The sequence below is a fragment of the Exiguobacterium sp. s36 genome, assembly GCF_018618345.1.
Classification (GTDB): domain Bacteria; phylum Bacillota; class Bacilli; order Exiguobacteriales; family Exiguobacteriaceae; genus Exiguobacterium; species Exiguobacterium chiriqhucha.
This window is the reverse complement of the sequence record NZ_JACSLW010000003.1, coordinates 40632-65343: the sequence shown is the minus strand read 5'-3', so window position 1 is coordinate 65343 and position 24712 is coordinate 40632. Positions and strand designations below refer to the sequence as shown.

Here is a 24712-nt window from a genome sequence, read left to right as displayed (position 1 = left end):
TATGATTACACGACTCAATTGAGTACACTTTAGCTAATCAAGATTTCGATAGTTTGTCAGAAGGAGCACATACGATGCAAAAGCGATTTTCCTGGAAACAACTGAAATGGTTGCTTCCATTCCTATTGATTGGATTGATTCTTTATCAGAGCGGTCAGGAGCTCCAAAACCTGTCGCTCGCCGCGGCGTTTCAAACGTTAGAGGCGTTGACGGGCTTCGAACAGATTGCCTTGATCGGACTCGGACTCGTCGCCGTTTTGACGATGACCGGATACGACTACTTTCTACTGCGCTCGCTCGACGTCCAGCTCCCGCTCTCGAAGCTGCTTCGCGCGGCATGGATCACTAACGCGATGAACGGCATGATCGGGTTTGGCGGCGTCATCGGCATCGCGCTCCGGACGTCGCTGTATCGACCGTATACGGATACGAAGCGTTTGCTCTGGGCCATCGGTTGGATGACCCCGACGCTCATCAGCGGCTTGTCGCTGCTTGCCGCAGGAGTGCTCATCGGACTTTTCCCGGCCGGCGTGCTCACCGGAACGAAACAATGGATTTGGCCCGTGCTCCTCGCGACACTCGCCGTCCTGCCGCTCTACATATACGTGACGCGGAAACGCTCGAACTTAGATTGGACGACATTGCTCGGCTATATCGCGACGTCGCTCGCCGAATGGGTGACGGCCGGACTCGTCGCCTTGTATGCCCTGCATTTGCTCGGAGGCGAAGCACCGCTCACAGCCATGATGGGTGTCTTCATCGTCGCGACTATCGTCGGGGTCGTCTCGCTCGTCCCGGGTGGTGTTGGTTCGTTTGATCTATTATACCTCGTCGGGATGACCCAGCTCGGCATCGACCAAGAGATTGTTTTGTCTTCTTTGATCGTCTATCGCTTTGTCTACTTCATCGTCCCGTTCATGATCGGCCTGTTCTTGGCGGCTCTCGTCTTCGGGGACCAGGTCGTCAAACAGATCGAGTATAAGCCGATCATCGGGTCGTCTTATGAAATCGGAACCGTCGTCTGGCGCATCGTGTCGCGCACACTCGCCAAGACCGAACGGCTCGCCGGAAGCCTGATCGCATTGATGACGAGCCTCGTCTTGTGGTTCCAGACGCTGTTACCGAGCGTGTCACCGCTCTATTCGACCGCCCTCTGGTTACAGTGGGTTGGCACGCTCGCGCTGTTCACGGCCGGTCTGTTGACGCTACTGACCACGTTCGGGATGTACATTCGGACGAAGCGTGTGCTCTGGCTCGTCGGGGTCGCAGTTTTCATTGCCAGTATCGGTGTCATCGCGCGCGGCTTCAATCTGTTTGAAGCGTTCGTCGTCGGTGGGTTCGCCTTGTTTGTCTGGTTGACCCGGACCCAGCACAAACGCTACCGCTCCATCGTGACCGTCAGCCGCTTCGTCCGCAACGTCGCCTATGTCGGCCTCTATGTCGGTACGCATGCGTTCCTGCTGCAGTCGTTCAGTCAGACCGACACGATTTTCTTCGATCCGGAAGCTGCCGCCGCGTTGAGCATCGCCGCCGTCGTTTTGTCCGGACTGCTGTTGATTGGCATCTTCACGCTGTTCAACCGGTTGAAACGTCCAAAGCTCGGCACGTCGTTTGAACCGTCCCGCTTCGCGGCGTTTCAAGCCACGCATGCGACGACGAGCGCGTTCGACTTGGCCTATATGAACGACAAACTCGTCTATTATGGGTCGGACGACGAGGCGTGTCTCTTGTTCGCCGTATCTGGCAATCACGCCATCGTCCTCGGGGATGTGCAAGGAGCGCGAGACGCCGCGTCACACCTATTGCTCGCCTTTATCGAAGAAACGGACCGGCTCGGCTATATCCCGCTCTTTTATCAAGTCACCCCGGACTGGATGCCGCGCCTGCACGACGCCGGGTTCACCTTCTTCAAGCTCGGTGAAGAGGCGACGGTTGATGTCGCCACGTTCTCGCTCACTGGCAAAAAGCGTGCCAACATGCGCTCGCTCCACAACCAATTTACGAAGCGAGGCTATACGGCTGACATCGTCATGAATCCGTCGCCTGAGTTGATCATATCACTGCGCGGCATCTCGGAAGACTGGCTCGGTAATCGAAGTGAGAAAGGGTTCTCGCTCGGCTTTTTCAACGAGCAGGCCTTGTCCCACTATCCGGTCGCCCTCCTTCGTGACGAGACGGGACAAGTCGTCGCCTTCATCACGTTGCTCCGCGGCAGTGATACTGTCTCCATCGATTTGATGCGCTCTCACGGTGACGCCCTGCCCGGATCGATTGAGGTGCTGATTCTGCACGTGATCGAGTGGGCACGGGACAACGATTATGCCCACGTCGGCCTCGGCATGGCACCGCTCGCCTCGGTCGGTGAGCACACATTCGCGTACTGGCCAGAGCGGATTGCGGCCGACATCTTCGAGAACATCAGTTACATCTATCCGTTCAGCGGGCTCCGTCAATTCAAACGAAAGTTCACACCGACGTGGGAAGCCAGATATTTGGCCATCCGCAAGCGTCGGAAACTGCTCCCGTCCTTGCTCAGGACGGCACGGTTGATCAGCCGGAAACGAGAATCTTAAAACGTCAAAGAGCGCCTCGCATGCGAGGCGCTCTTGCTTTCGATTATTTTACGGTCACGCTGACGTTGTCGATCGTCACATCGTGCGCGCCGAGCGGCGAGCCTTCCGTGCGACCGAGCAAGAATTTCATAGCTGTCATGTCTGTCTGGCCCATGACAAACTCGAACTCATACGTGTTCGTCTCAGGAGTAACTTGGACGATTTCGCTCAAGTAACGCGTGTAGGCTGCGTTCTCGATCGTCACTTCCATGTTGCGGGCTACTGTCGATTTGGCGTCAAAGCGCACGACATAAGTTTGACCTGCATGTAACTCGAGACCACCCTGCTCCATGAGCACGCTCCACGGTTCTTGTCCTTCTTGCGTGATGGACAACTGAGCTGCCTCGTTCACCGCTTCGACCGCCGCTTGAGCGTCAAAGTGGACGTACGAGCCCCAATGCGTCAATCCTTCAGTGAATGAACCGTTCTTGAGAGGTGATGGATCAACATCGACCGGTGTCACATCTAGTAATTGCACATCGTCGAGCGTGATTTCACCTTTAGCCGAACCAAGCACGAATTGAAGTTGGCTCAATAAATCCGTCTCTTGGCCCATCGTGAACGGGATTTCAATTGATTGGAAGTCGCGCGTCAACGCCACGTCTTGGAGCGGGAGATACGCTTGTCCGTCCAATCCATTCAAGCCGACTTGAAGCGATTTGATGCGTTCCGACTTCGCGTTGAACCGAAGCACGTACTCACGGCCTTCCGTCAATTGAATGCCGTTTTGGACGAGCGTTGCCGGTTGCCCTTTCTTCGCGTTCGTCACGAACTCGAAGTGACGAGCTTCCTCATCAACTGTGCCTGTGCCTTTCGTTGCGCCTGGGTCAAACTGCCAGTACGTCAAGCGGTCCATTGCCCCTTGATCGAACGTGCCGTTATAGACATGGTTGCCGTCTCCGAGCGCCGGTTTCGTCGCGTTCGGGTCGAGCGCTTCACGCGGTGTCTGTTCGACGCGCACGTTCCCGATTTGAACGCCTGCCGTGCTGAGGCCGACGTTGAACTCGAGGCGTGCCGCGAGATCTGTGTCTTCCGTCATGTCGAACGTCATCGAGTACGTCTGGACGTCGGTCGTCAAATCGAACGAACCTTCATCCGAATATTTGGCGTAACCACGGTCTGGTCCACCGCCGACTTTGACAGCGATCGAGCGGGCCGAGTCGGCACTCGCGTCGAACGTCACTTTGTAGTGACCGCCTTTGCCGAGCGACACGTTCTGAATCAATTGGTGCGAGTACGGCTGACTGCCTGCTTGCGTGATCGAGATATCTGCGAAGCGCGAACCTGCCTGCTCAATCACATCAATCGATCCGACCCCACCGAAGTCCGGGAGCGCCACATAGTTCCAATTCACCGGGTCGAGCGCCTGCGAACCGTTCGTCACGGTCGTGATTGGCTCTGTGTAGTCTTGATCGTAGACAAGGTTGCCGTCTTCAGACGGTTGTTTCGCTCCGTCCGGAAGCACGATCGTTTCATCCGTATATACCGGTTCGACCGCTTCGCGATAGTCGCGGTTCTTCAAATCGAAGACGCGAACGTAATCGACTTTCATATCAGCCGGGAATGGTGTCGTCGCATCAACGTCCCCGTCAAACCAGCCGCCGACGGCCAAGTTCATAATCAAATAGAAGTTTTGGTCGAACGGTGCCGGATAGCTGTATTTCGTCGCTTGGTTCAATCCTTTCGAGTACCAATCGTTTTGAGTCTGATACAATTTTCCGTCGACGTACCAGCGCAACTCGCCTGGCTCCCACTCGACGGCATATGTATGCCATTTGTCGATGCCGTCGCCTTCTTCAAAGTGGTAGTCTTTGCCTGTATATTTATTGTTCGGCCAGTTCTCGCCGTAATGGATTGTGCCGGCGACCTTGTCAGGCTGGCTGCCCCATGCTTCCATGATGTCGATTTCACCAGACGCGGCCCAGGCGCCGTAGCGGTCCTGTTCCGGCAACATCCAGAACGCTGGCCATAACCCTTTGCCGGTCGGGAGCTTCGCACGCATCTCATAACGGCCGTACGTTTGACTGAACTTGCCTTTGGTCGTCAACTTCGCTGACGTGAAATCGTATGACCCGAGTTCGTCTGTCACTTGTTCTTTTTTGGCACGGATGACGAGGTTCCCGTCTTCTACGAAAGCGTTTTCGTTTTTGTCCGTGTAAAATTGTTTCTCATTGTTTCCCCACCCCGGTGTGACCGGCGTGCCTTCGGCGTCTTTTAACCAGTTCCCCGTGTCAAAGTTCCATTTCGTTTGGTCGATCTCTGATTTGTTGAACTCATCCGACCAGACGAGCTTCCATTTCGTGTTGTCTTTTTTCTCCGGTTTTTCGGCAGAAGCGCCTTGTGCGGCTGATAAGACAAGACCGGTCCCGAGTGCAAGTGCGACCCATTTCTTCATTACATTTCCTCCCTTGGCATGAATGAAGGCAGGGGCGACACAATCGACCTTGCCTCTTCTAGTGACGTACAGATTGAAATCGCTTTCCGAAAGCGCTTTCGTTAACGTCATTATAAATTTTTCCATGCCTCGATTCAACCATTTTCTTAAAGTGAAATGAAAATGACTTGAACTACCCCACCTACGCTTCGCTTGGAGGTGGAGGATTCCTGAGTCATCCGGTCTGACGACCGGAACCTGATCAGGCTAGCCCCGTCGTCCCGACGGTTGAGGAGGCCAGGATGCGCTCGGCCTCGCGTTTGAGGTTCAGTCCTGCGTTCACATCGCGGTCGTGATGAATCCCACAACCCGGGCATGTCCACTCGCGCAGACCGAGATGCTTCACGTCTCTGTGTCGATGGCCGCAACTCGAACAGAGCTGGCTCGAGGCGAAGGTCTTCCCGACCTTCACGACGGTCTTGCCGTACCAGTCCGCCTTGTACTCGAGCATGTGGAAGAACGCCGACCAACTGACATCGGAGATGGCTTTGCTGAACTTGCGGTCCTGTTGCATGTCTTTCACCTGCAGGGTCTCGATGCCGATGACGTCGTGGTTTTTGACGATCTCGGTCGACACCTTGTGCAGGAAGTCGGTACGTTTGTTCGCGATCTTCTCATGGATGCGGGCGACCTTGCGTTTTTGTTTCTGGTAGTTCTTCGCCTCGGACAGCTTGATGTTCTTGTTCAGGGCGATGAGCTGACGACGGGAGAGTTTTCGTTGCTCGCGCGCCAGTTTCTTCTCGAGCGTGCGAAAATAGCGGTCGTTTTGGTACACCGTGCCGTCGGACAGGACGGCGAAATGCTTCAGTCCGACGTCGACGCCGACGGTTGAGCCGGTCTTTGGCAGTTCGTCGATCTCCTGCTCGACGCACAGGGAGACGAAGTATTTGCCCGTCGCGTTCCGTCGGATCGTGGCGCTGAGGATTCGGCCCTCGACTTGTTTCGAGTTGGCGAACCGGACCCACTTCAACTTCGGCAGCTTAAGCCGGTTGCCGACGATCGACACCTCAGGAAGTTGAGACTTGCCTTGGATGTTCGTCTTATAGGATTGGACGGGGTTCCGTTTCGATTTGAACCGGGGCCGTTCGTTCTGCTTCTTGAAGAAGCGGTCAAACGCTTCGGCGAGGTGTTTGACGCTGGTTTGGACAGATTTACTATCGACCTCCCTCAGCCAGTCGAACTCTTGCTTGAGTACAGGGATTTTTTTCGAACAGGAACCGTAGGACAGTCCTTTTCCTGTCGCCTCGTAGGTCTCTTCCCACTTCGTCAAGAAGTGGTTGAAGACGAAGCGTGAACAACCGATCGTCTTGGCAATCAGAATCTCCTGCTCCGTTGTCGGATAGATCCGGAATTTATACGCTTTATGCTTCAACAAGATGTTCACCTCCCTTAGGTATTTATACCCAAAAGAGAGGTTGGCGATTCATAGCCCACTTTCACTAGGGCTTCGCCCGCGACGTTTAGAAGCGGGAGCATTCTCGCCTAATTTTGATAAAAAGCATCGACTGATGACTCAAGTCGATGCTTCCGTAACGATCCAATCTGAAATCGTGACCGTGAATCCAGGCGCCTCCGGATCCGGACTACAAGCGTACGGTCCAACGCGTAACGTCGACACATCATGGAGATGAGCGATTCGCAACTGTTCACGCGCACCTCCCTCGTATTCGAAGAACACCTCGACATCACCATCGGTATAGACGAGTTCGAACGTCAACCGTCCGTGAATGTCCTTGTTGGGGAAATCACGCGTCGACCAATCCGAATAACCAAAGGACGTGACGACAGCCCCGAGGTGTGACGGTCCGTCCGGGATATACTCGACGGACGTCTTGAGCCAATGGTCGTCGTTGACGTACAGCAGGATGCCGGCTTGATCGTATGTATGGCTCGGCTCCATCTCAATCGTCGCCCGACACGTGAACTGCTTGGTCGACACGTCCGTCACCAAAGCGTGTGCCGTCATCCGGTTGAAGCCGTAATGGGTGTTCCGCCAAAAGTCGGTGTCTGGTGCTGTCTGGAACGTCAAGCGCTCACCGGCGCTCACTTCATTAGGTTCATTGATCCACGTGTATGGCTGCCACATGATTGATTCCTCCCCACTGCCCTCGCATCGCGAACAATAATGGAATCATCCCCTCGTGATACGGGATGAATTCGCCTGAACGAATCATGTCGAGAATCGTCGCCTCGTCCGCCCACTGTACGGCCTGCACTTCTGATTCCTGTAACGTCAATTCATCGAGATCTACCTCTGTCTCGACGAGGTAGATGTCGTCGAACCCCTCGTCAAAGTTGACTGTCAAATGCGGTCTTGTGTGTGATAAGTCGAGTTTTAGCCCGATTTCTTCTTCGAGCTCGCGCATCGCCGCCTGTTGGCTCGTATCGCCGACCGTGGCGCTGCCGCCGACGGTGATGTCCCACATGTTCGCCCAACCGTCTTTGAACGGTTGGCGTTGCTGAATCAACATCTGTCCGTCCTTGTTGAAAATACAGACGTGGATGACGAGATGATAATCGCCGTTCTCGAGGCGGGTGCCCCGCTGCCACGTCCGCCCTGTCTTCTTGCGGTCCACATCATACACATCCCAAAACTCCATCGTTCCATCCCCTTTATGTCGCCGCGCTCGCACCTGCGGCTTGGTCTGCCTTCGCACAATCGATGGCGACGACGATCGAGATGAGCATGTGCTCCATCGTCTCGTCCATCACTTGAATCTCGTAACTGTCGCCCCATGACAACCATTTCTTTTGGACGCTGCCGATGACTTGGCCGTTCTGCATCACTTGGAAGTCCATGTCCCACCAGTTGCCTTGCACATCGATTCCGGCCGCATCAATCGTATAACGCGGTTTGAATAACGTAAACTCTTTCGAAATCGTGACCGTCTCTTGGCCTTCCACATCGACATAGAACTTCGGCAAGAAACTGAACGTCTTTTTCGTGATTGTCGTAATCTCATGGCCGTCTTTGTCCGAAATCGTGAACGATTTCGGTAGCTTCATAAAGCTCCCTTCAACGAAGTACAAATCGTTCTCATCCGCATCTTTGATGGTGAAGCGGCCGCGCAGGCTGAAAACCTTCTGTTTCATATAGAGCGTGTTCATCGTCATCCCTCCGATTTGGTCGTGATACCATATATACGAGTATTTACCCAACTATGATTCACTTCATTGTATTTTCCTGTTTTGAACATCGAGAGGAGGCTTTATGAACCATCAACTTTCAATCGAGGTGGATCTCGATTCTTTAGCCTATGACACACATATCATCGGCAACATCGCCTTCGTCATCGACTTTCATGATTATTTCCCGGGACAGGATTGGTCGGATTTCGTCGCCATCGTCTTGAACTGGTGGGTCGACAATTGCCGTGCCCTCGTATTCGCCCCGTGGCGGGAGACATACTCGTTTCAATTCATGGACGGCCCGATCCGGATAACCGCTGAAAAAGTGACCGCCACAGAAGTTGAGCTCACGTTCATAGAAGATGGCCATCTCCATACGCCTATGGGGACTGTATCACTTCAGGAATTGAAACATGCCCTCATCAAAGCGACACGTCAGTTCATCAATGCCGCGGACCGACACGGCTGGCGAAACGAAGACATCGAGGCGTTACGACACGCGGTCAAAGCGCTCGATGCCTCCTGAATCCAATCAAAGGGACCACGCGGCAACTATCCGCATGGTCCCTCTGTCCGTTTTCCTTATTTTATTTTCCCACGATTCTCCAACAACTCAAAAATGCGCGCGGCTTGATCCGTGTTGTCGATCATGCCCGTGAACTGCTCTTTTTGAGGACCGTATGCATAGACCGGCACGTCGTCCCCGGTGTGACCGTCCGTCGTCCAACCCGTCCCTGAGCGTGCATCAAAGATTTTTTCAATCGCATTGTCAATCTTCGTCACGTCTTTCGTTTCGGCAGCCTGTTGGACCGATTTGATTTCCGCATCCGTCAAGTCGAGGTCGATCCATTCGTTCAAGACGGCTTCGACGTCTTTTCCTGCCTCGATCTGTTTCGCCATGAAGTCCGGCGTACGTTTCGCCGCTTGGATTGGAGCCGCATCCCAGTTATAGTTGCCGTCCGAACCGATCGAGAAGCCACCTGTCGAGTGGTCGGCTGTGACGATGACCAACGTCTCTCCGTTCTCTTTCGCAAACTTCTCGACTTCCTTGAACGCATTTTCGAAGTCTTTCATCTCACTCATCGCGCCGACGACATCGTTGTCATGACCGGCCCAGTCGATTTGGCTGCCTTCGACCATCAAGAAGAAACCATCCTCGTCATCCTGTAAGCGGTCGAGCGCCGACGTCGTCATGTCCGCCAGGCTCGGCTGACTGTCGTCCCGGTCAATCATCTTGTCAAGTCCGACCTCGGCGAACAGACCGAGCACTTGTTCATTGTCGTCCTGCTTCATCTCTTCTGCCGATGTCACATAGCTATATCCGTCTTGTTGGAACTGTTTCGCGATATTGCGGTCCGAGCGTTCGAAGAAGTCGGTCCCGCCGCCTAGCATGACGTCGATTTTATGTTCCCCATTAATCAACTCATCATAATAATCGTTGGCGATCGCGTTCTCACTCTTGCGTTCTTCTTCGTGGGCACCGTATGAGGCCGGTGTCGCGTGTGTGATTTCCGACGTTGCGACGATCCCGGTCGACATGCCGTTCTCTTTCGCCTGCTCGAGGACCGTTTTCACGTCCGACTTGTCGTTGTCGACCGCGATGGCATTGTTGTACGTCTTGACACCGGCGCTCATCGCTGTGGCCGCTGCCGCTGAGTCCGTCACGTTCTCGGCCTCATCCTCTGGATACGTCGACTGCAAGCCGACCAAGTGTGGATCGAACGCCGTCTGTGGCATGTCCACTCCTTCTGTGTCGTTCATGTAGCGTAGCGCCGTCGTGTATGGAACGCCCATCCCGTCCCCAATCATGAAGATGACGTTTTTCGCTTTGCCGTTCTTGCCTTCCTTCGCCTGTACCTCTGTCTCGTTTTGTTGCATCCCGATCAGCCCACCCAGTGCGAGTGTCGACACGACCGCCAATGGAATCACTTTTTTCATAGATTTCTTCATTTCCTTAGTCCCTCCCGAATATGTACTGCGTTTCTGGACTTTTGTAGACTAACGGAAATTTGTTAAGATGCTTTTTCAAGACGGCGTCAATCCTGTATAGGTTTTGTAAAGACAAAATCACGTCACCTCACATTAAACCCAATATAAAAAGGATTGACGCATGGTCAATCCCACTCACTCTTTCAAAGCTGTTTCGACGAACGTCATCAAGGGGTCAAGATTCGTCATTTTCTCGTTGCATGAGGCACTGTCTGTACAAATATACGTCCCAATCGCTTTATAATAGTCAGGATTTTTAGCTTGTTTTGCTTTTGTGATGGTGACGCAATACGAGACTTCTGCCAACTGATTACAGAAGGCGCAAATATTTTTCTTCGCATTTGAGCTTGCCTTAAGCTCGATCCCAATCAGCTGATGATTCTTTTCGCAAAGGATATATTTCCGATTGGAACGCAGGTCGTTCCAGCTCATGTAGGACATACGATTCACATTAAGTTCCGCTGCGTCTGGAAGCCGTAGTTTTTTCTGTTTTGGAAACATTTTTTTCACTTGCTGTTCCGACACTTGCGGAAACGACCGGACGTGAGGTCTTAACTCATCTATAAACCCATCATAGGCTTCGTCGGTTTGTAACTTTGATACGTCCAACATGGCAAGCTGAGCTGATGTCGCTTCAGGAAACAGAAAAGCAATTTTGGCATTGGCCAAATCGATGACGGCTTTTAACACGGAAGGTGGTAAGCTTTTCTTTCGACTATCTCGAATCATCTCGACTTGCTCTCGAATGAAATTAAATTGGTGGTTCTCAATAAAACGCTCTTGCATATTCAGTCATCCTTTCTCAATCCTGACTCCCTTCAGTGTAAAGGATTTCGGACGACCCGATTGTACCGACTTTGAATTAGAACTGTTCTATACAAAAACGGTACAGTCGCAAAAAATGCGCTGTACCGCTAGTTACTGTGAAGAGTAGACGATTTTCCGAATGGTCGTGACCGCTAAATGATAGTCAGCGGCCAACTGCTCGACCCGAGTCCCCTTCTCAAAGGATGTTCGAATCGCTTCATTCCGTTTTTCAAGCAGCTGTTTCCCACCACTGACTGTTCCCCAGCGCTTCTTGTCTTGACCGGTCCGTGGGACGTAAAGCGTCTCCCCTTGGACGTATCGTTGAACTTCCTGAAGCAATTTCTCCGGAAGAATCTGTTGCGCATTTACATACTTCATTTCTGCTCGCTCCTTATTAAGAATCCGACAATAAGGAAGCAAAGCCATCGTTGTCACACGATTTAGCGATCAAATGAAACGTTCTGCCCCATGCAAATGATCGCCTTTGTGACAACTGGCTTTGCATGAGTGATTGAAGACTTAGAAAATCTCAAACGATTTTCCACGTATATGCGCCCCCCTTTCAAATCACAAGATGTTGACCCCATTATACAAAACATCTCGTGATGTTTAAAAGGCAGGCGAACATATACAATGAAGAGCTCTTGTTGATCATCCGTTTTTCATGCTGAACGAGTCCGCGAGCGTAAACGTGATGTCTTTCACGTCGAGACCGCCAAGTGCGAAATAGAGTTGCAAGTAGTTATGTTGATTCAGGAAGAATACTTGCTTCGTCTGCGTCACCCATTCGCCGTCCGTTCCGTTGAACGTGAACGTCGGGCCCGGGATGTTGTTGGCGAACAGCGTGACCGGCATCTGGGCAAGTTCGCCCGCGTCCGATTTCGCCGTGATTGTCACGTCGTACGTGCCTGTCTCATCGACCGAAACAGCAAAGACGTGCGTGTTCCCTGTCGATGTGTCCGCATCACTCAAGCTGACGGCCTCACCGCTCTCAAGGTGGCGATACGTCACATCAAAGTCGATGGCCTGTCCGGCTTCCTCGTCGAGCCCGATCACCTCGACCGAACCGTCGTGGACACCGACGAGACGTTCCATCGCCGGGGCGTTCAAGACGAAGCGGCAGATGTTGGCCGCACTCCGTAACAGTTCTCCACGCGTCAATGTGCCCGCTTCGAGTGCCGTGCCCGTGTTATCGTCGAACGAGTTCGTGTCCGGACGATCGACGACCATGTACAAATCGTTCTGTGACTGGACCATCGCCGCCGTGTTCTGACGGTTCGCCGGCTCGTCTTCATGATGATTCACTTTCGCCCACCAATCGGTCATGACGATGCCTTCAAAGCCCCACTCATCCCGGAGGATACGTGTGTTCTGGTCATAGAGTCCGGCCGTCCACACACCGTTGACAGCGCCGTACGTCGTCATGATTGATGTCGCCTTGCCTTCTTTGACGGCCATCTCGAACCCTTTCAAGTAAATCTCACGCAGCGCCCGCTCCGAGACGATCGAGTCGATATCGTGACGGTGCGCCTCTTGGTTGTTGGCGCTGAAGTGTTTGAGCGTCCCTGTCACACCGACGCGATGCATCCCGTTCAATTGAGCGATCGCCATCTTGCCGGTCACGTGCGGGTCTTCCGAGAAGTACTCGAAGTTCCGGCCGTTCAGCGGGTTGCGGTGGATGTTCATCCCTGGTCCGAGGAGCGTGTCGACGCGATTCTTGCGCATCTCGAGCCCCGTCATCTCGAACAAGTCTTCCACCAATTGAACGTTGAACGTCGACGCGAGGAGTGTCCCGTTCGGAAGCGCGAACGCCTTCGCCCCGATGTCCATCCGGATGCCGGACGGGCCGTCCGCACAGCATACGGCCGGGATAGCGAGGTCGGTCAAACGGTCCGACACGCCACCGAACGCGGCGGCTGTCCCCGGTGTCACGCGCGGCGAGTTCATGCCTTGTCCCCGGACGATGCAGGCTAGATCCTCATCCGTCAATTGATCGAGGAACGCATCGAGCTCGACCTTGCCCGCATAAACGTCCTTCAGTGTGAAGCCGTCGTCACCGACGTAGTCGCGCGTGACCGGACGTTCGGCGAGGTAACGTGCCTCGACATCGACCGCACGGAGCGGCGTCGGCACGTATTCGACCAAATAACCATTCTCGCCAGTGACCGGTTTGATGCGATCGAACGGAGTAACTGGGGCCATGTTCTCGCTGAGCGTCTCGACGACTTGAAGGGATGCCACTTCATACGCGAACACCGGTCGTGCCGAGCGCACGTCGGTCCCGAGGTGAAGCTCGTATGTACCGGCCTCGAGAACGAAGCTTGACGCGTGCCCGGTCGCGCCGTTGTCGTCATAGCTCGCGAAGTCCGTGACCGGGACGCTGAGTGTGAGTGTCGTCCGTTCCCCTGGTGAGAGTGTGTCCGTTTTATCGAAGGCGACGAGCGAACGCGCTGGATTCCCTAGCGTGCCTTGTGGCTTTTCGACGTACAGCTGGACAACTTCTTTTCCTTCAACAGCGCCTGTGTTCGTCACATCAACGGTCACCGTGATCACGCCGTCCTGTTCGCTCGCCGTCGCGACGTCGGTCGTGAACGTCGTATACGACAAGCCGAACCCGAACGGATAGAGCACTGAATCCTTAGCGAACGTCTCGAAATAGCGGTAGCCAACGTAGATGTCTTCTTGATAGATGCCCTTGTCCGCATGACCGAAATTTTTCGTCGATGGGTAGTCCTCAATCGATTTGGCAATCGTATCGGTCAGCTTACCAGATGGTGTGACGACACCCGTCAAGACGTCGACGAGTCCAGTGCCACCTTCCATTCCGCCTTGCCACGTATAAAGAATCGCGCTCGGTTGGTGCGCCCAATCCATGTCGATGATATTGCCGACGTTCAAGACGACAGCCGTCTTCGTGAATGTTTTTGATACCTTCTCAATCAGCGACTGCTCGATGTCCGTCAACAAATAGCTACCCGGGTCGGCCGTGTTATCCCGGTCCTCACCGGCCGTGCGTCCGATGAAGATGAGCGCCAAATCAGAAGCCTCGGCCGCTTCCGCGACGAGCTCGTCCGTCACTTCCATCTCCGGCTGCGACCACGGTTCGCCGGCCCAACCGACACCTTGGTCGAACGGATTCGCCTCGACCCATGTCTCATACGTCTTAAGAAGCGATGCGTTCAATTGAATCCCTTCGGTCGCCTGGAGCGCCTCGAGCGGACTCGTCACATGCGAGACGTTGACCATTCCGCCTGACCCCGTGCCGCTCTTGTAGTAGTTGAATTGACTGCGTCCGAACACAGAAACGGTCGTCCCTGCTTGAATCGGAAGCGTCGCGTGCTCGTTCTTCAAGAGGACGGCCCCTTCTGCGACGGCTGTCCGCGCCAGTTGTTTATATGTATCCCAGTTCAATGTGTAAGTCTTCATCGTGTCATCTCCTTCATTCCATTTGCGATTTCAATCATGCAGTCTTCGGCTTGCGGGTAGTCGCCGAGCTTATCCATAAAAGCGTGGTCCATCCCGCGGTATTGAATCAGTCGCGTCGGTACGCCGTCGCGTGCGAGTTTACGCGCGTACGCCTCGCCTTCGAGACGAAGGTAATCGTATTCGGCCGTGATGATCAAAGCGGGCGGTAAGCCGTTCACATCATCCGCGAACAACGGCGACACGAGCGGGTCGGTCAGCTCGGCCTTGCCTTGTAAATAGATTTGGTTCAACAAGTCTTCTGAATCTCCGAGCGTCATGACGACGCCACGGATTAAGTCGTGATGATGCTTGATTTCATAGCGGTCGAGCGTCCATTCGTAATCGTCTGTCGGAATCGATCCTAAATTGACGACCGGATAAATGAGCGCCTGGAAACGAATCATGTTCGTCTCGTTCGATCGGTCGAGTAAGCAACAAGCGGTCGCCAAGTTGCCGCCGGCACTGTCGCCGGCGACCGCGATGTCGTCTCGTGACACCCCGAGCTCATCGGCACGCTCGTGCACCCATTCGAGCGCTCGGTAACAGTCGTTCAGTCCGGCTGGAAACGGATGCTCCGGCGCGAGCCGGTAATCGACCGAGACGACGAGGGCGTTCGCTTTCTCCGCCAGTAACTTACACGGGTTCTCGACCGTATCGAGCGTCCCTCCGAAGAAGCCACCGCCGTGAAAGAACAGAATGGCCGGTAACGTCTCTTCCGTGCGCGGTCGATACAGGCGCGCCGGGATGTCACCGTCAGCGCTCGGAATCATAACGTGGTCTGTCGTGATGTCCATCGTCGTCACGTCACGGTTGGGCCAACCCATGCTGGCACGGGCAGACGCCAAGTCGAATGACGTTTCCGGCTCGGATGCGGCATAGCCTTTGATGACGGCTAACACCCGTGGATCGAGGTCTCCGGTCACATCAGTGTCTGGGATAGGTTTGATGATGGTCTCGACACCGTCTATTGTGTAGGCTTGTCGAGCTGTCTCAAGCTTTGCTACCAATACACGATACGTCTCACGTGGATTCAACATGATATGTAGTCCCCTTTTCATAGGCAAAATTGACACGTAGATTCAATTCCCTGATTCCTTACTGTTTCGCCCTACTCAACAAGAAAAAATTGACAATTATCCAGCTTTTCCATACCATTCTACTAATACTCCAGTAGAAAGGATCGATGTCCATATGTCACAACCAGTACGATATGACGTCGCTGTCATCGGCGCCGGCACGATGGGCATGTCAGCTGCCTCGTTTTTAACGGAACGCGGTGCCCATACGCTTGTCATCGATGCGTTCGACCCGCCTCATAACAAAGGCAGCCATCACGGGGACACCCGGATGATCCGCCATGCCTACGGGGAAGGTCGTGCGTATGTCTCACTCGTCAAACGGGCCCAAAAATTATGGGAAGATCTCGACCGTACGTCGCAGTATCCGATTTTCAAGAAAACGGGTGTCCTCGGTATCGGGCCACGCGATTCGGCGTTTCTCGATGAGACGATTGCCTCGGCCGAAAAGTATGACTTGCCGCTCCAGCTTTTGTCTAAAGGAGACATCGAGACACGTTGGCCCGGACTCTCGATTCCAGACGACTATATCGGTTGTTACGAGACCGAATCAGGATTGTTATACAGCGAACACGCCATTCGGGCGTATCGTGAGCGGGCCGTCGCAAACGGCGCCGAGTTCGTCATGAACACTCCCGTCAAGTCGCTCGATTTCAATTCGGACGGGGTCACCATCGTCACGTCCGAGGCGACGTTTTACGCCAAGAAAGTGATTGTCACAGTCGGAGCATGGGCGAAGCAGTTACTTCCTGACATATCGCTCCCGCTTCAACCGACCCGGAAAGTCGTCGGCTGGTTCGATGCGGACGAGACGCTCTATTCAGACGCGACGTTCCCGTCGTTCTTCGTCGAGGACGATGACCGGATGTTCTATGGATTCCCAAGTCTTGACGGGGCCGGACTAAAAGTCGGACGGACCGACGGCGGTCAGTCCATCGATCCGAACCTACATACACAAAACTTCGGTCGCTATGAAGCCGACGAAGGCGATTTGCGTCACTTCCTCGCGACGTACATGCCCGAGGCGAACGGTGCCTTGAATCAAGGCAAGACGTGCCTATATACGATGTCGGACGATCACGACTTCATTGTCGATGTTCATCCCGAGCACTCCAACGTGCTCATCGCCTGCGGTTTCTCAGGTCACGGCTTCAAGTTCGGCAGTGTCATGGGCGAAGTGCTGAGTCAGCTCACGCTAGACGGGCAAACATCGTTCGATTTGAGTCGCTTCCGTCTCGCTCGTTTTCGTGCATGAACGACGAACCGCTTCGTTTCGTGTATAATGAAGCGTAATCCAAATTGCTAATGAAAATTTCTCGAATAGAAGTTTCTTACACGAAAATGAGGTAAACCTATGAATCAACCAAGCTTTTCAGACTATCGCCTAAGCGAAGATATCCAACGTGCGCTCGGCATCATGAAATACGAATCACCGACCGAAGTCCAACAGAAAGTCATCCCGCTCGCACTCGAGCGTCAAGACTTGGTCGTCAAAGCCCAAACCGGTAGCGGGAAGACCGCAGCGTTCGGCATCCCGGTCACGGAACTCATCGAATGGGAAGAGAACAAGCCACAAGTGCTGATTCTCACACCGACGCGCGAACTTGCCGTCCAAGTCCGTGAGGATATGACGAACATCGGTCGTTTCAAACGCATCAAGGCGACCGCCGTCTACGGGAAAGAACCGTTCTCGAAACAACGTGAAGAATTGAAGCAGAAGACGCACATCGTCGTCGGGACACCAGGACGCGTCATGGACCACATCGAACGTGAGACACTCGTTCTCGATAAAATCGATTACTTGATTATCGATGAAGCCGACGAGATGTTGAACCGTGGCTTCCTTGCTGACGTCGAGGCGATTCTTCAAGAATTGCCACGCGACCGTATGACGATGGTGTTCTCGGCGACGTTCCCGAACGACATCGAGCGCCTGTGCCAGAAACACATGAACGAACCAATCCGTGTCGCCATCGAATCGAGCGGTGTCACCGCTTCGACGATCGAACACGGCTTGATTGAAGTGCGCCGCGAAGACAAGCTCGCCGTGCTGAAAGATGTGACGGTCGTCGAGAATCCGGACAGCTGCCTCATCTTCTGTCGGACGAAAGAACATGTCGACACGGTTTACACCGAGCTCGACCAGGCCGGTTACTCGTGCGAACGCCTCCACGGTGGCCTCGAGCAAGAAGACCGCTTCGCCGTCATGGAAGGCTTCAAGATGGGTAACTTCCGTTATCTCGTCGCGACTGATGTCGCAGCACGTGGGATTGACGTCGATAACGTCAACCTCGTCATCAACTATGACGTGCCGATGGAAAAAGAGAGCTACGTGCACCGGACCGGGCGCACAGGCCGTGCCGGTAACGCCGGGAAAGCGATCACGCTCGCGACGCCTCACGAGGGCAAGTTCGTTCGCGCCATCGAAGCGTTCATCAAATTCGATATCCCGGAGATGGATGCCCCGACCGAAACACAAGTCGCGCGCAACAAAGCCGCGTTCGAAGAGAAGTTGAGCGGACGACGTGTCGTTCGCAACAACAAGACGGCCCGGATCAACCAAGACATCATGAAGCTTCACTTCAGCGGCGGGAAGAAGAAAAAACTCCGCGCCGTCGACTTCGTCGGTACCATCGCCAAAATACCGGGTGTGACGGCTGACGATATCGGCATCATCACAATCAACGATCAGATGACGTACGTCGACATTTTGAACGGCAAAGGCTCACTCGTCCTTCAGGCGATGGAATCGACACCGATTAAAGGTAAAAAACTAAAAGTTAGTAAAGCCCATAAATAAACAATCTAGGTTTCGGAGAGGAAGATCTCTCCGGGCCTTTTTTGTGTTTAACCAACATTACCGAAAGCGCTTTCGGTGAACTTTAAAAAAATAAGACCTATCGAGAGAACGCTTTCAAGAGCATCATACCGATAACCGTTCCGAAATTCAACTATCCTCACGTGATTGACAAAAAAAGGCTCAGACGATTGTCTGAACCTCAGTCTTCCAAATGAAGAAAATCAATCTTGTCCTCTCGAATCGAACGATGTCTCGACAGGAGGACAGCAAGGGCGGTCATCCGCTCAACGATTTCTAACGGGTGAACCCGCTCGCCTCCGTCCGCTTAGCGTCAGTCGAGCAGTTCTTCCGAGATCAACTTGAATCCTTCGATTTCCGTGTCTTCTTCTAGTTCAATCAACAGGCAACGTTTCCCTTTCACGTTCACTTGTCTCACGTACTTCAAGTCTTGCGGGCTGATTGAGATATTGGCGACTTTCGTATTGATTTTAATCGATTTCGACGTGTATTTCGGGACGACGCTGCTCGCCTTCATCTCATATTGGCGGTCGTCGACGACTTGTTGGAACGCCTGCTCGACCTTCTCCGTCGTCACGTCCTCGACACCGCTCGCTTTCAAGACGATTTCGACAGTGCGGGCGTCAATCATCGGCACGCTCTCTTCCTCGTCCTCACGCTCCGCTTCGGCGAGGATCATTTGGTTGATTTCATCGTAAACGGTAGCGAGCGTCCCCACGTTCACTTCTTCGCCGATGACGGTTTTGACGACTTCCTCGAACATCGCCTTCTCCTCGACCGCCGTCACAATCTCGGTCCCGTTCAAGACGTTCTCGATAAAGCCAAAGTCCGGTTGATGAGCCTTTTGCGCGGCGTACAAGATATGGTTGACGTCGGCCGCGTTGTCCGTGAAGCACGGGAACATGAAACCACCAATCGGGGCATCGAGTTTGATGACCGGATTGATGAAGATATTCGACTTGAACTCCCGCTCGATATAATCGAACACGAGCGACTGTTTCGGGAGCTCGGTCTGGTTGATGCTACATAGGATGAATCGTGACGTCCATACCTCGTCACGCATATCGATTTCCGTCTCCTCCGAGTGACGGCGTGTCGGCTTATTGTATTTGAAGCGAATGAACGTGACGACCATATCTTTCTCAAACGGTGCCTCCTGGACCATCTTGAGCGCGATCCGCTGCATCATACCGGCCCACTCTTCGATCTCGTCGGTCCGAAGCGCCTCATACAACAACGTCTGCGTATGGTCGGTCTGGCCCGGCTCCGGATGTTGAAACTTCACTTCGAATAGCTTCTCGTCGATTTTGCCGCCGAGCACTTTCTTGAAGTTGGCGAGAAACAGCTCTTGGTGCTCCTGCTCGACAAACGGGAACGAGCGTAACTCCTCGTAAAAAATCTCGTTGCTGTCTTGGCGAATATAAATATTATAAATGTCAGCGATTTTGACCGCTTCCGCATTCAACTTGAAATGCTTGCGAATCGCCGCGATGTCTTTTTGATTCATTCATCCCAACTCCTTCGTCCTTTACTACAAACCGCCTTCATTATACCAATAGTTGGTGCCTGCGCGTATGCCAGTAGTGCTAAAGCCGGGACGTCTGATGTCATGTATCATGTCCCTGACCTCAACTTTTATAATCTTTGGATTCATTTTTTGTAAATTTGCGTATTTCTCACTTCCTTGCCATGTATAGTCGATGTGCATCGTGCGTTTACGATGCGCGTCGTTCAGTCGTCATACATAATAGGAGGCACAAACATGCTTAAAAAATGCATCAGTTCGTTATTCGCCATCATCTTGGTCGCCACGTCGCTCCACTTCACGACGCCGACCGCCTCGGCACTTCCGCCCAATATTCCATCGAAATCGAGTGCGCTCACGAAGTTGAACGCATTGACCGTTAAAACTGAAGGAACGATGACCGGCTATAGCCGTGACCTGTTCCCGCACTGGAGCGGACAAGGGAACGGCTGCGACACGCGTCAAGTCGTCTTGAAACGTGACGCCGATTCGTACGTCGGTGACTGTCCGGTCACATCAGGGTCATGGTACAGTTACTATGACGGCATCACGTTCACGTCACCATCTGATTTGGATATCGACCACGTCGTACCGTTGGCCGAAGCGTGGCGTTCAGGTGCCAACAGCTGGACGACGACGAAACGTCAAAGCTTCGCCAACGATTTGACCGGACCACAGCTGATTGCCGTCTCGGCCAGCTCGAACCGTTCAAAAGGGGACCAAGACCCGTCAACATGGCAACCGACACGCACCGGTGCACGTTGCGCTTATGCGAAGATGTGGGTCGAGACGAAGAGCCGCTGGGGTCTCAGCCTCCAATCGACAGAAAAGACGGCCCTTCAAACGGCCATCAATGCTTGCGTCTATTGATTCAGAAAGGAGTCTACGATGAACCAGCAATCTTCAGTATTTAAAGCTACTCACGGCGTCATGACCGAGGAAGTCGGCGTCATCAGTGGAGAACTTGAATTACGGACGACGTGCCAGGAAGACGGCACGCTCGAGCTCGCCATCACGTACGTCGGTGCGGCCGAGTGGTACACATTGCCCGGGAAAGACTACAAACTGCATGATGTGCGCGACCATGAGGTCGTGCATCGCTTGCTCGTGAACGTCCTCGAGCGGGCATAACAAATGAGCCGACACGGCATCGTGTCGGCTCATTGTTTGTACTTCTCTAATAATGTCTTCGGGATATGGCAGTAATCGTCCGGACATCGCTCAAGCCGGTCTTGATGCTCGTCCGCGCTTCGGACGTAGTTCGTGAGCGGCAATACCTCGACCGCGATTCGGTCCGCATCGCTTCGGTTGTCGATCAATGTGCGTGCGACTTTCAAATGGCGTGGGTCTGCACTATAGACGCCGGTCCGATACTTTTCGCCGACATCTTCGCCTTGGCGATTGACGCTATACGGGTCGATGATTTCAAATAAGTAATTCATCAACTCCTTCATCGTGACGACGCTCGGATCGAACGTCGTTTTGACGCATTCGGCGTAGCCGTCATATGCTCCGTCAAGCGTATCCGTCGCCCTGTTCGCCCGTCCGGCCTCTGTTTCGATGACACCGGGTAACGTCTTGATGAACGCTTGGACGCCCCAGAGGCAGCCACCTGCTAAATAAACGGTTTCGATCAGTCTCACTCCTTGTCTGTCAGGTTTAGGTAATTCTAGTTATACTATCGTTATACATGATTATATCCAAAAAGGAGCACCATTTTGAAAACAATCAGACTCGCTCTTCTTCTATCCGCAGCACTCCATGTGATTTATGTTGTCGCCACGTTCGGAATCGGCTTCATCCGCACGCTCAATTATGAACCCGACATCATCGCCGAGGCGGATAACGTCACCATGCTTCAAAACGAGGTGACCCTCGGGACGACTGGGTCGCCATTGATCTACGTCTTCACATGGATTGGTCTTGCCGTCCTTCTGGCGCTTGGGATGTTCACCGCTCAACGGATTCGCCAAACGCGTTAACCAAGAATACATGCGTTACACGGTTACAGATGCCACTTTAGGAGGGATATCGTTTGAATCTTATTCAGCAAATCAGACAAATCTACGTACCGGTGCACGACTTGGATCGCGCGGTAGGTTTCTACCGGGACACGCTTCAACTTCCGCTCTTATTCCAAACAGGCAGCCTCGCCTTTCTAGAATGCAACGGCGTTCGGCTCATGTTGTCGCGTCCCGAGAATGAAGATTTTGCAAAAGCGAGCTCCGTGCTATATCTCCAAGTGAACAACATCACTGAGGCGTATGAACAGCTTTTGGCGAAAGATGTTCAGTTTATCGACCAGCCGCACCTCGTCGCGAAAATGGAGAACCTCGAGACATGGATGGCTTTTTTCAAAGACTCCGAGGGTAACACGCATGCGTTGATGAACGAGATTGTTTCGTAATAGGAGCAATACGAAAAAGGAAATCTACGCTGCTGTAGATTTCCTTTTCTTATAGATAGCCAAGTCGTTTCAAATCCTCATAGACGAGAGAAGATAGGAGCGTTCTCCCCTTCCCGTTCAAATGGTCTGGATTGTGAAAGTACTCGCGCTGATGGATGAACCGTTCGTCATCCATATAGTTTAAGAACGGGACGTCCAACTCGAGCGCGGCCAGATGTTGATAAACGAGTCGGTCCATGACCGCTTGATCAAAATAGGCGTTGTAGGACGCGTGGACCGGCTCCATCGCCAACACGACGCGATAGTCTTTCGCCTGACAATACTCGATGATGTCTTTCAATCGTTCCATATTCTGCTCGATGTCACGATTTTCCACAGCCTGTTTATACTGCACTTCGACCATCTCGTATTTTCGTTCCGAATAATTCTGGCCATTGTTCACCCACGGTTTATGAGACTCCCATCTGAAATCGCGAATTTCTCGCGACAGCGCCGTATACACGCTCCCACTGTTCAATGCAGGAATCGACGTGTACGTATAATAATCAAACGTACTGACCGGTTCGATGTCTTCCCGGTCCAACACCTGATAATAGTTTTCTTTCCGGCCAATCTCCGCATTACTAAACGTGATTTGCGAGAGCGAGACGATGACGACCCCACCCGGACGCAGATGATCATCATACTGCTTCAACATCTTCAAGTCGTATTCAATCGTTTGGCTCGGCAACGCTAAATCGAGATGCGACAGACCGAGCGGTTTGAACGCATAGCCGAACATCGCGTGCGATGTCCCCAAGTTGATAATGTCTAGCTCGGACGGGTCATCTTGGAACGCCAACACACCGCGGTTGTTATTGTACGCCCACGACTGTTTGACAAAGTCGTTGAGCGGAATCAATAAGAGCGCAACGATAATCAACACCACTGAAATTTTCATCCATACACTTCTCATAGCCATTCCTTTCACTTAGAACCCACCATAAATGAACCCTTCACTCGACACGCCGAACATCAAGACCGACACAATCACGAACAGTTGAATTGCCACGTTCGTGAGAGCCGAACGCTCGGCCAGCCAGTCCCAAGCCGAACCTTTCGTCCGTTCGATATACTGAAACACCTGAACGGTCGTAAAGAAGAAGAGGAACACGAGTAAATCGAGTAACGAAAATAATTCAAGTGCCTGCAGCATGTCGACCGGTGCCCATGACGAAGGTGTCACATACAACTGGGCATGGTGAAACGCTTGGGCGACCGAGTCAGATACGAAAAAGACGCGGGAGAAACAAACCAACTGGAACGTGACCGCAATCTTCAGCCATTTATGAAGCTCGGGCGTCCGGTCCAATCGAACGAAGGACGCCATCTGTTCCCGCTGATGTTTCGTCGCATCCCCGAACACGCGGTACATGCCATGAATCAGACCCCATAAGACGAAACTCCAGGCGGCCCCGTGCCAGATGCCGCTCACCAAGAACGTGATGACGATAGCGACATAGATTTGATGTCGTTTCTTTTTCCCTTTGCAGAGCGGGATAAAGATATAATCCCGGAGCCACGTCGACAGCGAGATGTGCCATCGGTTCCAAAAGTCGGCAATTGATACCGCGAAATGAGGCTGTCGGAAGTTCTCCGTCAACTTGATGCCAAATAGTCTCGCTGTCCCGATGGCGATATCGCTGCAGGCTGAAAAGTCGGCATACAATTGAAGCGAGAACAGCATCGTCCCGAGCACGATTTCGGAGCCGGTCGGGTCTGGCTGACTGAACACGCTCGCGACCATCGGCGCCAACCGGTCGGCGATGAGCGTCTTCTTGAAGAAGCCCCAGGCAATCCGCTTCATTCCATAACTGACATGCTCATAGTCGAACCGTTGTTCCGCTTTGAATTGAGGTAGCAACTTCTTGGCCCGCTCAATCGGTCCCGCCACGAGCTGCGGGAAGAAAGCGAAGTAAATCGAGAAATAGCCGTAATGGCGCTCGGCCTTCAGCTTCCCTCGATACAAATCAACGAGATAACTGATGGCCTGGAACGTATAAAACGATATCGCCAGCGGCAAGACGACATCTCGATACGGGATGTCATAGTTCCACCCCATCGATGTCGCCACCGTGCGCAACGAGTCGTTCACGAAGTTAAAATATTTGAACCAGCCGAGGAACAATACCAGCGTGGAGACACCAATCATCATGAGGCGTTTCTTCTGTCGCTTCTCGTCTTGTCGTTCAATCAGGATTCCCGTGACGAACGTAAAGGCTGTACTCACGAGCAACAACGGGATGAACTGGATACTGAGCGTCGCATAAAACAAATAACTGGCCGCCAGTAACAATACCCAGCGGAAGCGATGCGGCACCACATAATATACCGCCACTAAAATGGCGAGAAACAGTAAAAACTCGATTGAAATAAACGTCATATCTTCACCTGATTATTCTAAACTTATA

22 protein-coding genes are annotated in these 24712 nt (G+C 53.0%); 8 read left to right on the top strand and 14 right to left on the bottom strand.

Annotation, left to right across the window (positions count from 1 at the left end):
• Nucleotides 1-74: 74 nt before the first annotated feature.
• Nucleotides 75-2573 (top strand): bifunctional lysylphosphatidylglycerol flippase/synthetase MprF, encoded by a 2499-nt coding sequence (gene mprF, locus KNP95_RS08220; protein WP_214836501.1) that lies wholly within the window; start codon nucleotides 75-77, stop codon nucleotides 2571-2573.
• A 43-nt stretch (nucleotides 2574-2616) separates the two neighbouring features.
• On the opposite strand, the gene KNP95_RS08215 is transcribed toward mprF, so the two are convergent.
• From KNP95_RS08215 to KNP95_RS08195, 5 genes are all read right to left on the bottom strand, one after another.
• On the bottom strand, nucleotides 2617-5007 hold the full coding sequence (locus KNP95_RS08215) for a carbohydrate binding domain-containing protein (protein ID WP_214836498.1): 2391 nt from the start codon (nucleotides 5005-5007) through the stop codon (nucleotides 2617-2619).
• A gap of 241 nt (nucleotides 5008-5248) precedes the next feature.
• Nucleotides 5249-6421 (bottom strand): IS200/IS605 family element RNA-guided endonuclease TnpB, encoded by a 1173-nt coding sequence (tnpB, locus tag KNP95_RS08210; RefSeq protein WP_214836495.1) that lies wholly within the window; start codon nucleotides 6419-6421, stop codon nucleotides 5249-5251.
• A gap of 138 nt (nucleotides 6422-6559) precedes the next feature.
• Entirely contained in the window at nucleotides 6560-7132 is a 573-nt protein-coding gene (locus KNP95_RS08205) for a DUF1349 domain-containing protein (protein ID WP_058765221.1), read from the bottom strand.
• Entirely contained in the window at nucleotides 7104-7646 is a 543-nt protein-coding gene (locus tag KNP95_RS08200; RefSeq protein ID WP_029596416.1) for an NUDIX hydrolase, read from the bottom strand. Before KNP95_RS08200 ends, KNP95_RS08205 begins: the two co-directional genes overlap by 29 nt.
• 13 nt (nucleotides 7647-7659) lie before the next feature.
• Nucleotides 7660-8154 (bottom strand): LURP-one-related/scramblase family protein, encoded by a 495-nt coding sequence (locus tag KNP95_RS08195; protein WP_029596417.1) that lies wholly within the window; start codon nucleotides 8152-8154, stop codon nucleotides 7660-7662.
• A gap of 103 nt (nucleotides 8155-8257) precedes the next feature.
• Between KNP95_RS08195 and KNP95_RS08190 the strand changes: the two genes are divergently transcribed.
• Nucleotides 8258-8701 carry a hypothetical protein gene (locus KNP95_RS08190; protein WP_214830871.1) on the top strand — a complete coding sequence of 148 codons (444 nt, stop codon included), beginning with the start codon at nucleotides 8258-8260 and terminating at the stop codon, nucleotides 8699-8701.
• A gap of 56 nt (nucleotides 8702-8757) precedes the next feature.
• On the opposite strand, the gene KNP95_RS08185 is transcribed toward KNP95_RS08190, so the two are convergent.
• From KNP95_RS08185 to KNP95_RS08165, 5 genes are all read right to left on the bottom strand, one after another.
• Entirely contained in the window at nucleotides 8758-10125 is a 1368-nt protein-coding gene (locus KNP95_RS08185; RefSeq protein WP_214836493.1) for an alkaline phosphatase, read from the bottom strand.
• A gap of 174 nt (nucleotides 10126-10299) precedes the next feature.
• Nucleotides 10300-10950: a FusB/FusC family EF-G-binding protein gene (locus KNP95_RS08180; RefSeq protein ID WP_214836492.1), complete on the bottom strand. Its 651-nt coding sequence runs from the start codon at nucleotides 10948-10950 to the stop codon at nucleotides 10300-10302.
• A 132-nt stretch (nucleotides 10951-11082) separates the two neighbouring features.
• A complete protein-coding gene (locus KNP95_RS08175) occupies nucleotides 11083-11349 on the bottom strand; it encodes a CD3324 family protein (protein ID WP_214801866.1) in 267 nt (88 codons plus the stop codon).
• 273 nt (nucleotides 11350-11622) lie between these two features.
• The gene (locus tag KNP95_RS08170) at nucleotides 11623-14397 is read right to left on the bottom strand and encodes a glycoside hydrolase family 3 C-terminal domain-containing protein (protein ID WP_214836490.1); all 2775 of its coding nucleotides are present in this window, start codon (nucleotides 14395-14397) and stop codon (nucleotides 11623-11625) included.
• Nucleotides 14394-15473 (bottom strand): alpha/beta hydrolase, encoded by a 1080-nt coding sequence (locus KNP95_RS08165; protein WP_214836488.1) that lies wholly within the window; start codon nucleotides 15471-15473, stop codon nucleotides 14394-14396. Before KNP95_RS08165 ends, KNP95_RS08170 begins: the two co-directional genes overlap by 4 nt.
• Before the next feature lie 154 nt (nucleotides 15474-15627).
• Between KNP95_RS08165 and solA the strand changes: the two genes are divergently transcribed.
• Both solA and KNP95_RS08155 read left to right on the top strand, forming a co-directional pair.
• Nucleotides 15628-16767: an N-methyl-L-tryptophan oxidase gene (gene solA, locus KNP95_RS08160; protein WP_214836486.1), complete on the top strand. Its 1140-nt coding sequence runs from the start codon at nucleotides 15628-15630 to the stop codon at nucleotides 16765-16767.
• Nucleotides 16768-16866: 99 nt separating this feature from the next.
• Entirely contained in the window at nucleotides 16867-18312 is a 1446-nt protein-coding gene (locus KNP95_RS08155) for a DEAD/DEAH box helicase (RefSeq protein WP_214836484.1), read from the top strand.
• Between the two features lie 331 nt (nucleotides 18313-18643).
• Here KNP95_RS08155 and KNP95_RS08150 read toward each other — a convergent pair whose 3' ends face one another.
• Nucleotides 18644-19837, bottom strand: coding sequence for a DUF4317 domain-containing protein (locus KNP95_RS08150; RefSeq protein WP_021067885.1), 1194 nt, complete (start codon nucleotides 19835-19837; stop codon nucleotides 18644-18646).
• 255 nt (nucleotides 19838-20092) lie between these two features.
• Here KNP95_RS08150 and KNP95_RS08145 point away from each other — a divergent pair, with 255 nt between their 5' ends.
• Both KNP95_RS08145 and KNP95_RS08140 read left to right on the top strand, forming a co-directional pair.
• Complete coding sequence (locus tag KNP95_RS08145; protein ID WP_021067884.1) at nucleotides 20093-20725, top strand: HNH endonuclease family protein; 633 nt, start codon at nucleotides 20093-20095, stop codon at nucleotides 20723-20725.
• 18 nt (nucleotides 20726-20743) lie between these two features.
• On the top strand, nucleotides 20744-20986 hold the full coding sequence (locus tag KNP95_RS08140; RefSeq protein WP_214756495.1) for a hypothetical protein: 243 nt from the start codon (nucleotides 20744-20746) through the stop codon (nucleotides 20984-20986).
• A 29-nt stretch (nucleotides 20987-21015) separates the two neighbouring features.
• On the opposite strand, the gene KNP95_RS08135 is transcribed toward KNP95_RS08140, so the two are convergent.
• Nucleotides 21016-21489: a peptide-methionine (S)-S-oxide reductase gene (locus KNP95_RS08135; RefSeq protein WP_214836843.1), complete on the bottom strand. Its 474-nt coding sequence runs from the start codon at nucleotides 21487-21489 to the stop codon at nucleotides 21016-21018.
• A gap of 84 nt (nucleotides 21490-21573) precedes the next feature.
• On the opposite strand from KNP95_RS08135, the gene KNP95_RS08130 reads away from it, so the two are divergent.
• Both KNP95_RS08130 and KNP95_RS08125 read left to right on the top strand, forming a co-directional pair.
• On the top strand, nucleotides 21574-21837 hold the full coding sequence (locus KNP95_RS08130) for a hypothetical protein (RefSeq protein ID WP_114165064.1): 264 nt from the start codon (nucleotides 21574-21576) through the stop codon (nucleotides 21835-21837).
• 53 nt (nucleotides 21838-21890) lie between these two features.
• Entirely contained in the window at nucleotides 21891-22262 is a 372-nt protein-coding gene (locus tag KNP95_RS08125) for a VOC family protein (RefSeq protein WP_214836480.1), read from the top strand.
• 49 nt (nucleotides 22263-22311) lie between these two features.
• On the opposite strand, the gene KNP95_RS08120 is transcribed toward KNP95_RS08125, so the two are convergent.
• Complete coding sequence (locus KNP95_RS08120) at nucleotides 22312-23202, bottom strand: hypothetical protein (protein WP_251138514.1); 891 nt, start codon at nucleotides 23200-23202, stop codon at nucleotides 22312-22314.
• Nucleotides 23203-23232: 30 nt separating this feature from the next.
• Nucleotides 23233-24684 carry an MBOAT family O-acyltransferase gene (locus tag KNP95_RS08115; RefSeq protein ID WP_214836474.1) on the bottom strand — a complete coding sequence of 484 codons (1452 nt, stop codon included), beginning with the start codon at nucleotides 24682-24684 and terminating at the stop codon, nucleotides 23233-23235.
• Between the last annotated feature and the right edge of the window lie 28 nt (nucleotides 24685-24712).

What these genes read in the sequence shown, in the direction of transcription:
- KNP95_RS08180 (WP_214836492.1), bottom strand. Translation starts at nt 10,950, where the DNA reads ATGCAAGAGCGTTTTATTGAGAACCACCAATTTAATTTCATTCGAGAG.
- KNP95_RS08140 (WP_214756495.1), top strand. Translation starts at nt 20,744, where the DNA reads ATGAACCAGCAATCTTCAGTATTTAAAGCTACTCACGGCGTCATGACC.
- KNP95_RS08215 (WP_214836498.1), bottom strand. Translation starts at nt 5,007, where the DNA reads ATGAAGAAATGGGTCGCACTTGCACTCGGGACCGGTCTTGTCTTATCA.
- mprF (WP_214836501.1), top strand. Translation starts at nt 75, where the DNA reads ATGCAAAAGCGATTTTCCTGGAAACAACTGAAATGGTTGCTTCCATTC.
- KNP95_RS08200 (WP_029596416.1), bottom strand. Translation starts at nt 7,646, where the DNA reads ATGGAGTTTTGGGATGTGTATGATGTGGACCGCAAGAAGACAGGGCGG.
- KNP95_RS08170 (WP_214836490.1), bottom strand. Translation starts at nt 14,397, where the DNA reads ATGAAGACTTACACATTGAACTGGGATACATATAAACAACTGGCGCGG.
- KNP95_RS08150 (WP_021067885.1), bottom strand. Translation starts at nt 19,837, where the DNA reads ATGAATCAAAAAGACATCGCGGCGATTCGCAAGCATTTCAAGTTGAAT.
- KNP95_RS08185 (WP_214836493.1), bottom strand. Translation starts at nt 10,125, where the DNA reads ATGAAGAAATCTATGAAAAAAGTGATTCCATTGGCGGTCGTGTCGACA.
- KNP95_RS08190 (WP_214830871.1), top strand. Translation starts at nt 8,258, where the DNA reads ATGAACCATCAACTTTCAATCGAGGTGGATCTCGATTCTTTAGCCTAT.
- KNP95_RS08115 (WP_214836474.1), bottom strand. Translation starts at nt 24,684, where the DNA reads ATGACGTTTATTTCAATCGAGTTTTTACTGTTTCTCGCCATTTTAGTG.
- KNP95_RS08155 (WP_214836484.1), top strand. Translation starts at nt 16,867, where the DNA reads ATGAATCAACCAAGCTTTTCAGACTATCGCCTAAGCGAAGATATCCAA.
- KNP95_RS08120 (WP_251138514.1), bottom strand. Translation starts at nt 23,202, where the DNA reads ATGAAAATTTCAGTGGTGTTGATTATCGTTGCGCTCTTATTGATTCCG.
- KNP95_RS08145 (WP_021067884.1), top strand. Translation starts at nt 20,093, where the DNA reads ATGCTTAAAAAATGCATCAGTTCGTTATTCGCCATCATCTTGGTCGCC.
- KNP95_RS08175 (WP_214801866.1), bottom strand. Translation starts at nt 11,349, where the DNA reads ATGAAGTATGTAAATGCGCAACAGATTCTTCCGGAGAAATTGCTTCAG.
- solA (WP_214836486.1), top strand. Translation starts at nt 15,628, where the DNA reads ATGTCACAACCAGTACGATATGACGTCGCTGTCATCGGCGCCGGCACG.
- KNP95_RS08165 (WP_214836488.1), bottom strand. Translation starts at nt 15,473, where the DNA reads ATGTTGAATCCACGTGAGACGTATCGTGTATTGGTAGCAAAGCTTGAG.
- KNP95_RS08205 (WP_058765221.1), bottom strand. Translation starts at nt 7,132, where the DNA reads ATGTGGCAGCCATACACGTGGATCAATGAACCTAATGAAGTGAGCGCC.
- KNP95_RS08195 (WP_029596417.1), bottom strand. Translation starts at nt 8,154, where the DNA reads ATGAACACGCTCTATATGAAACAGAAGGTTTTCAGCCTGCGCGGCCGC.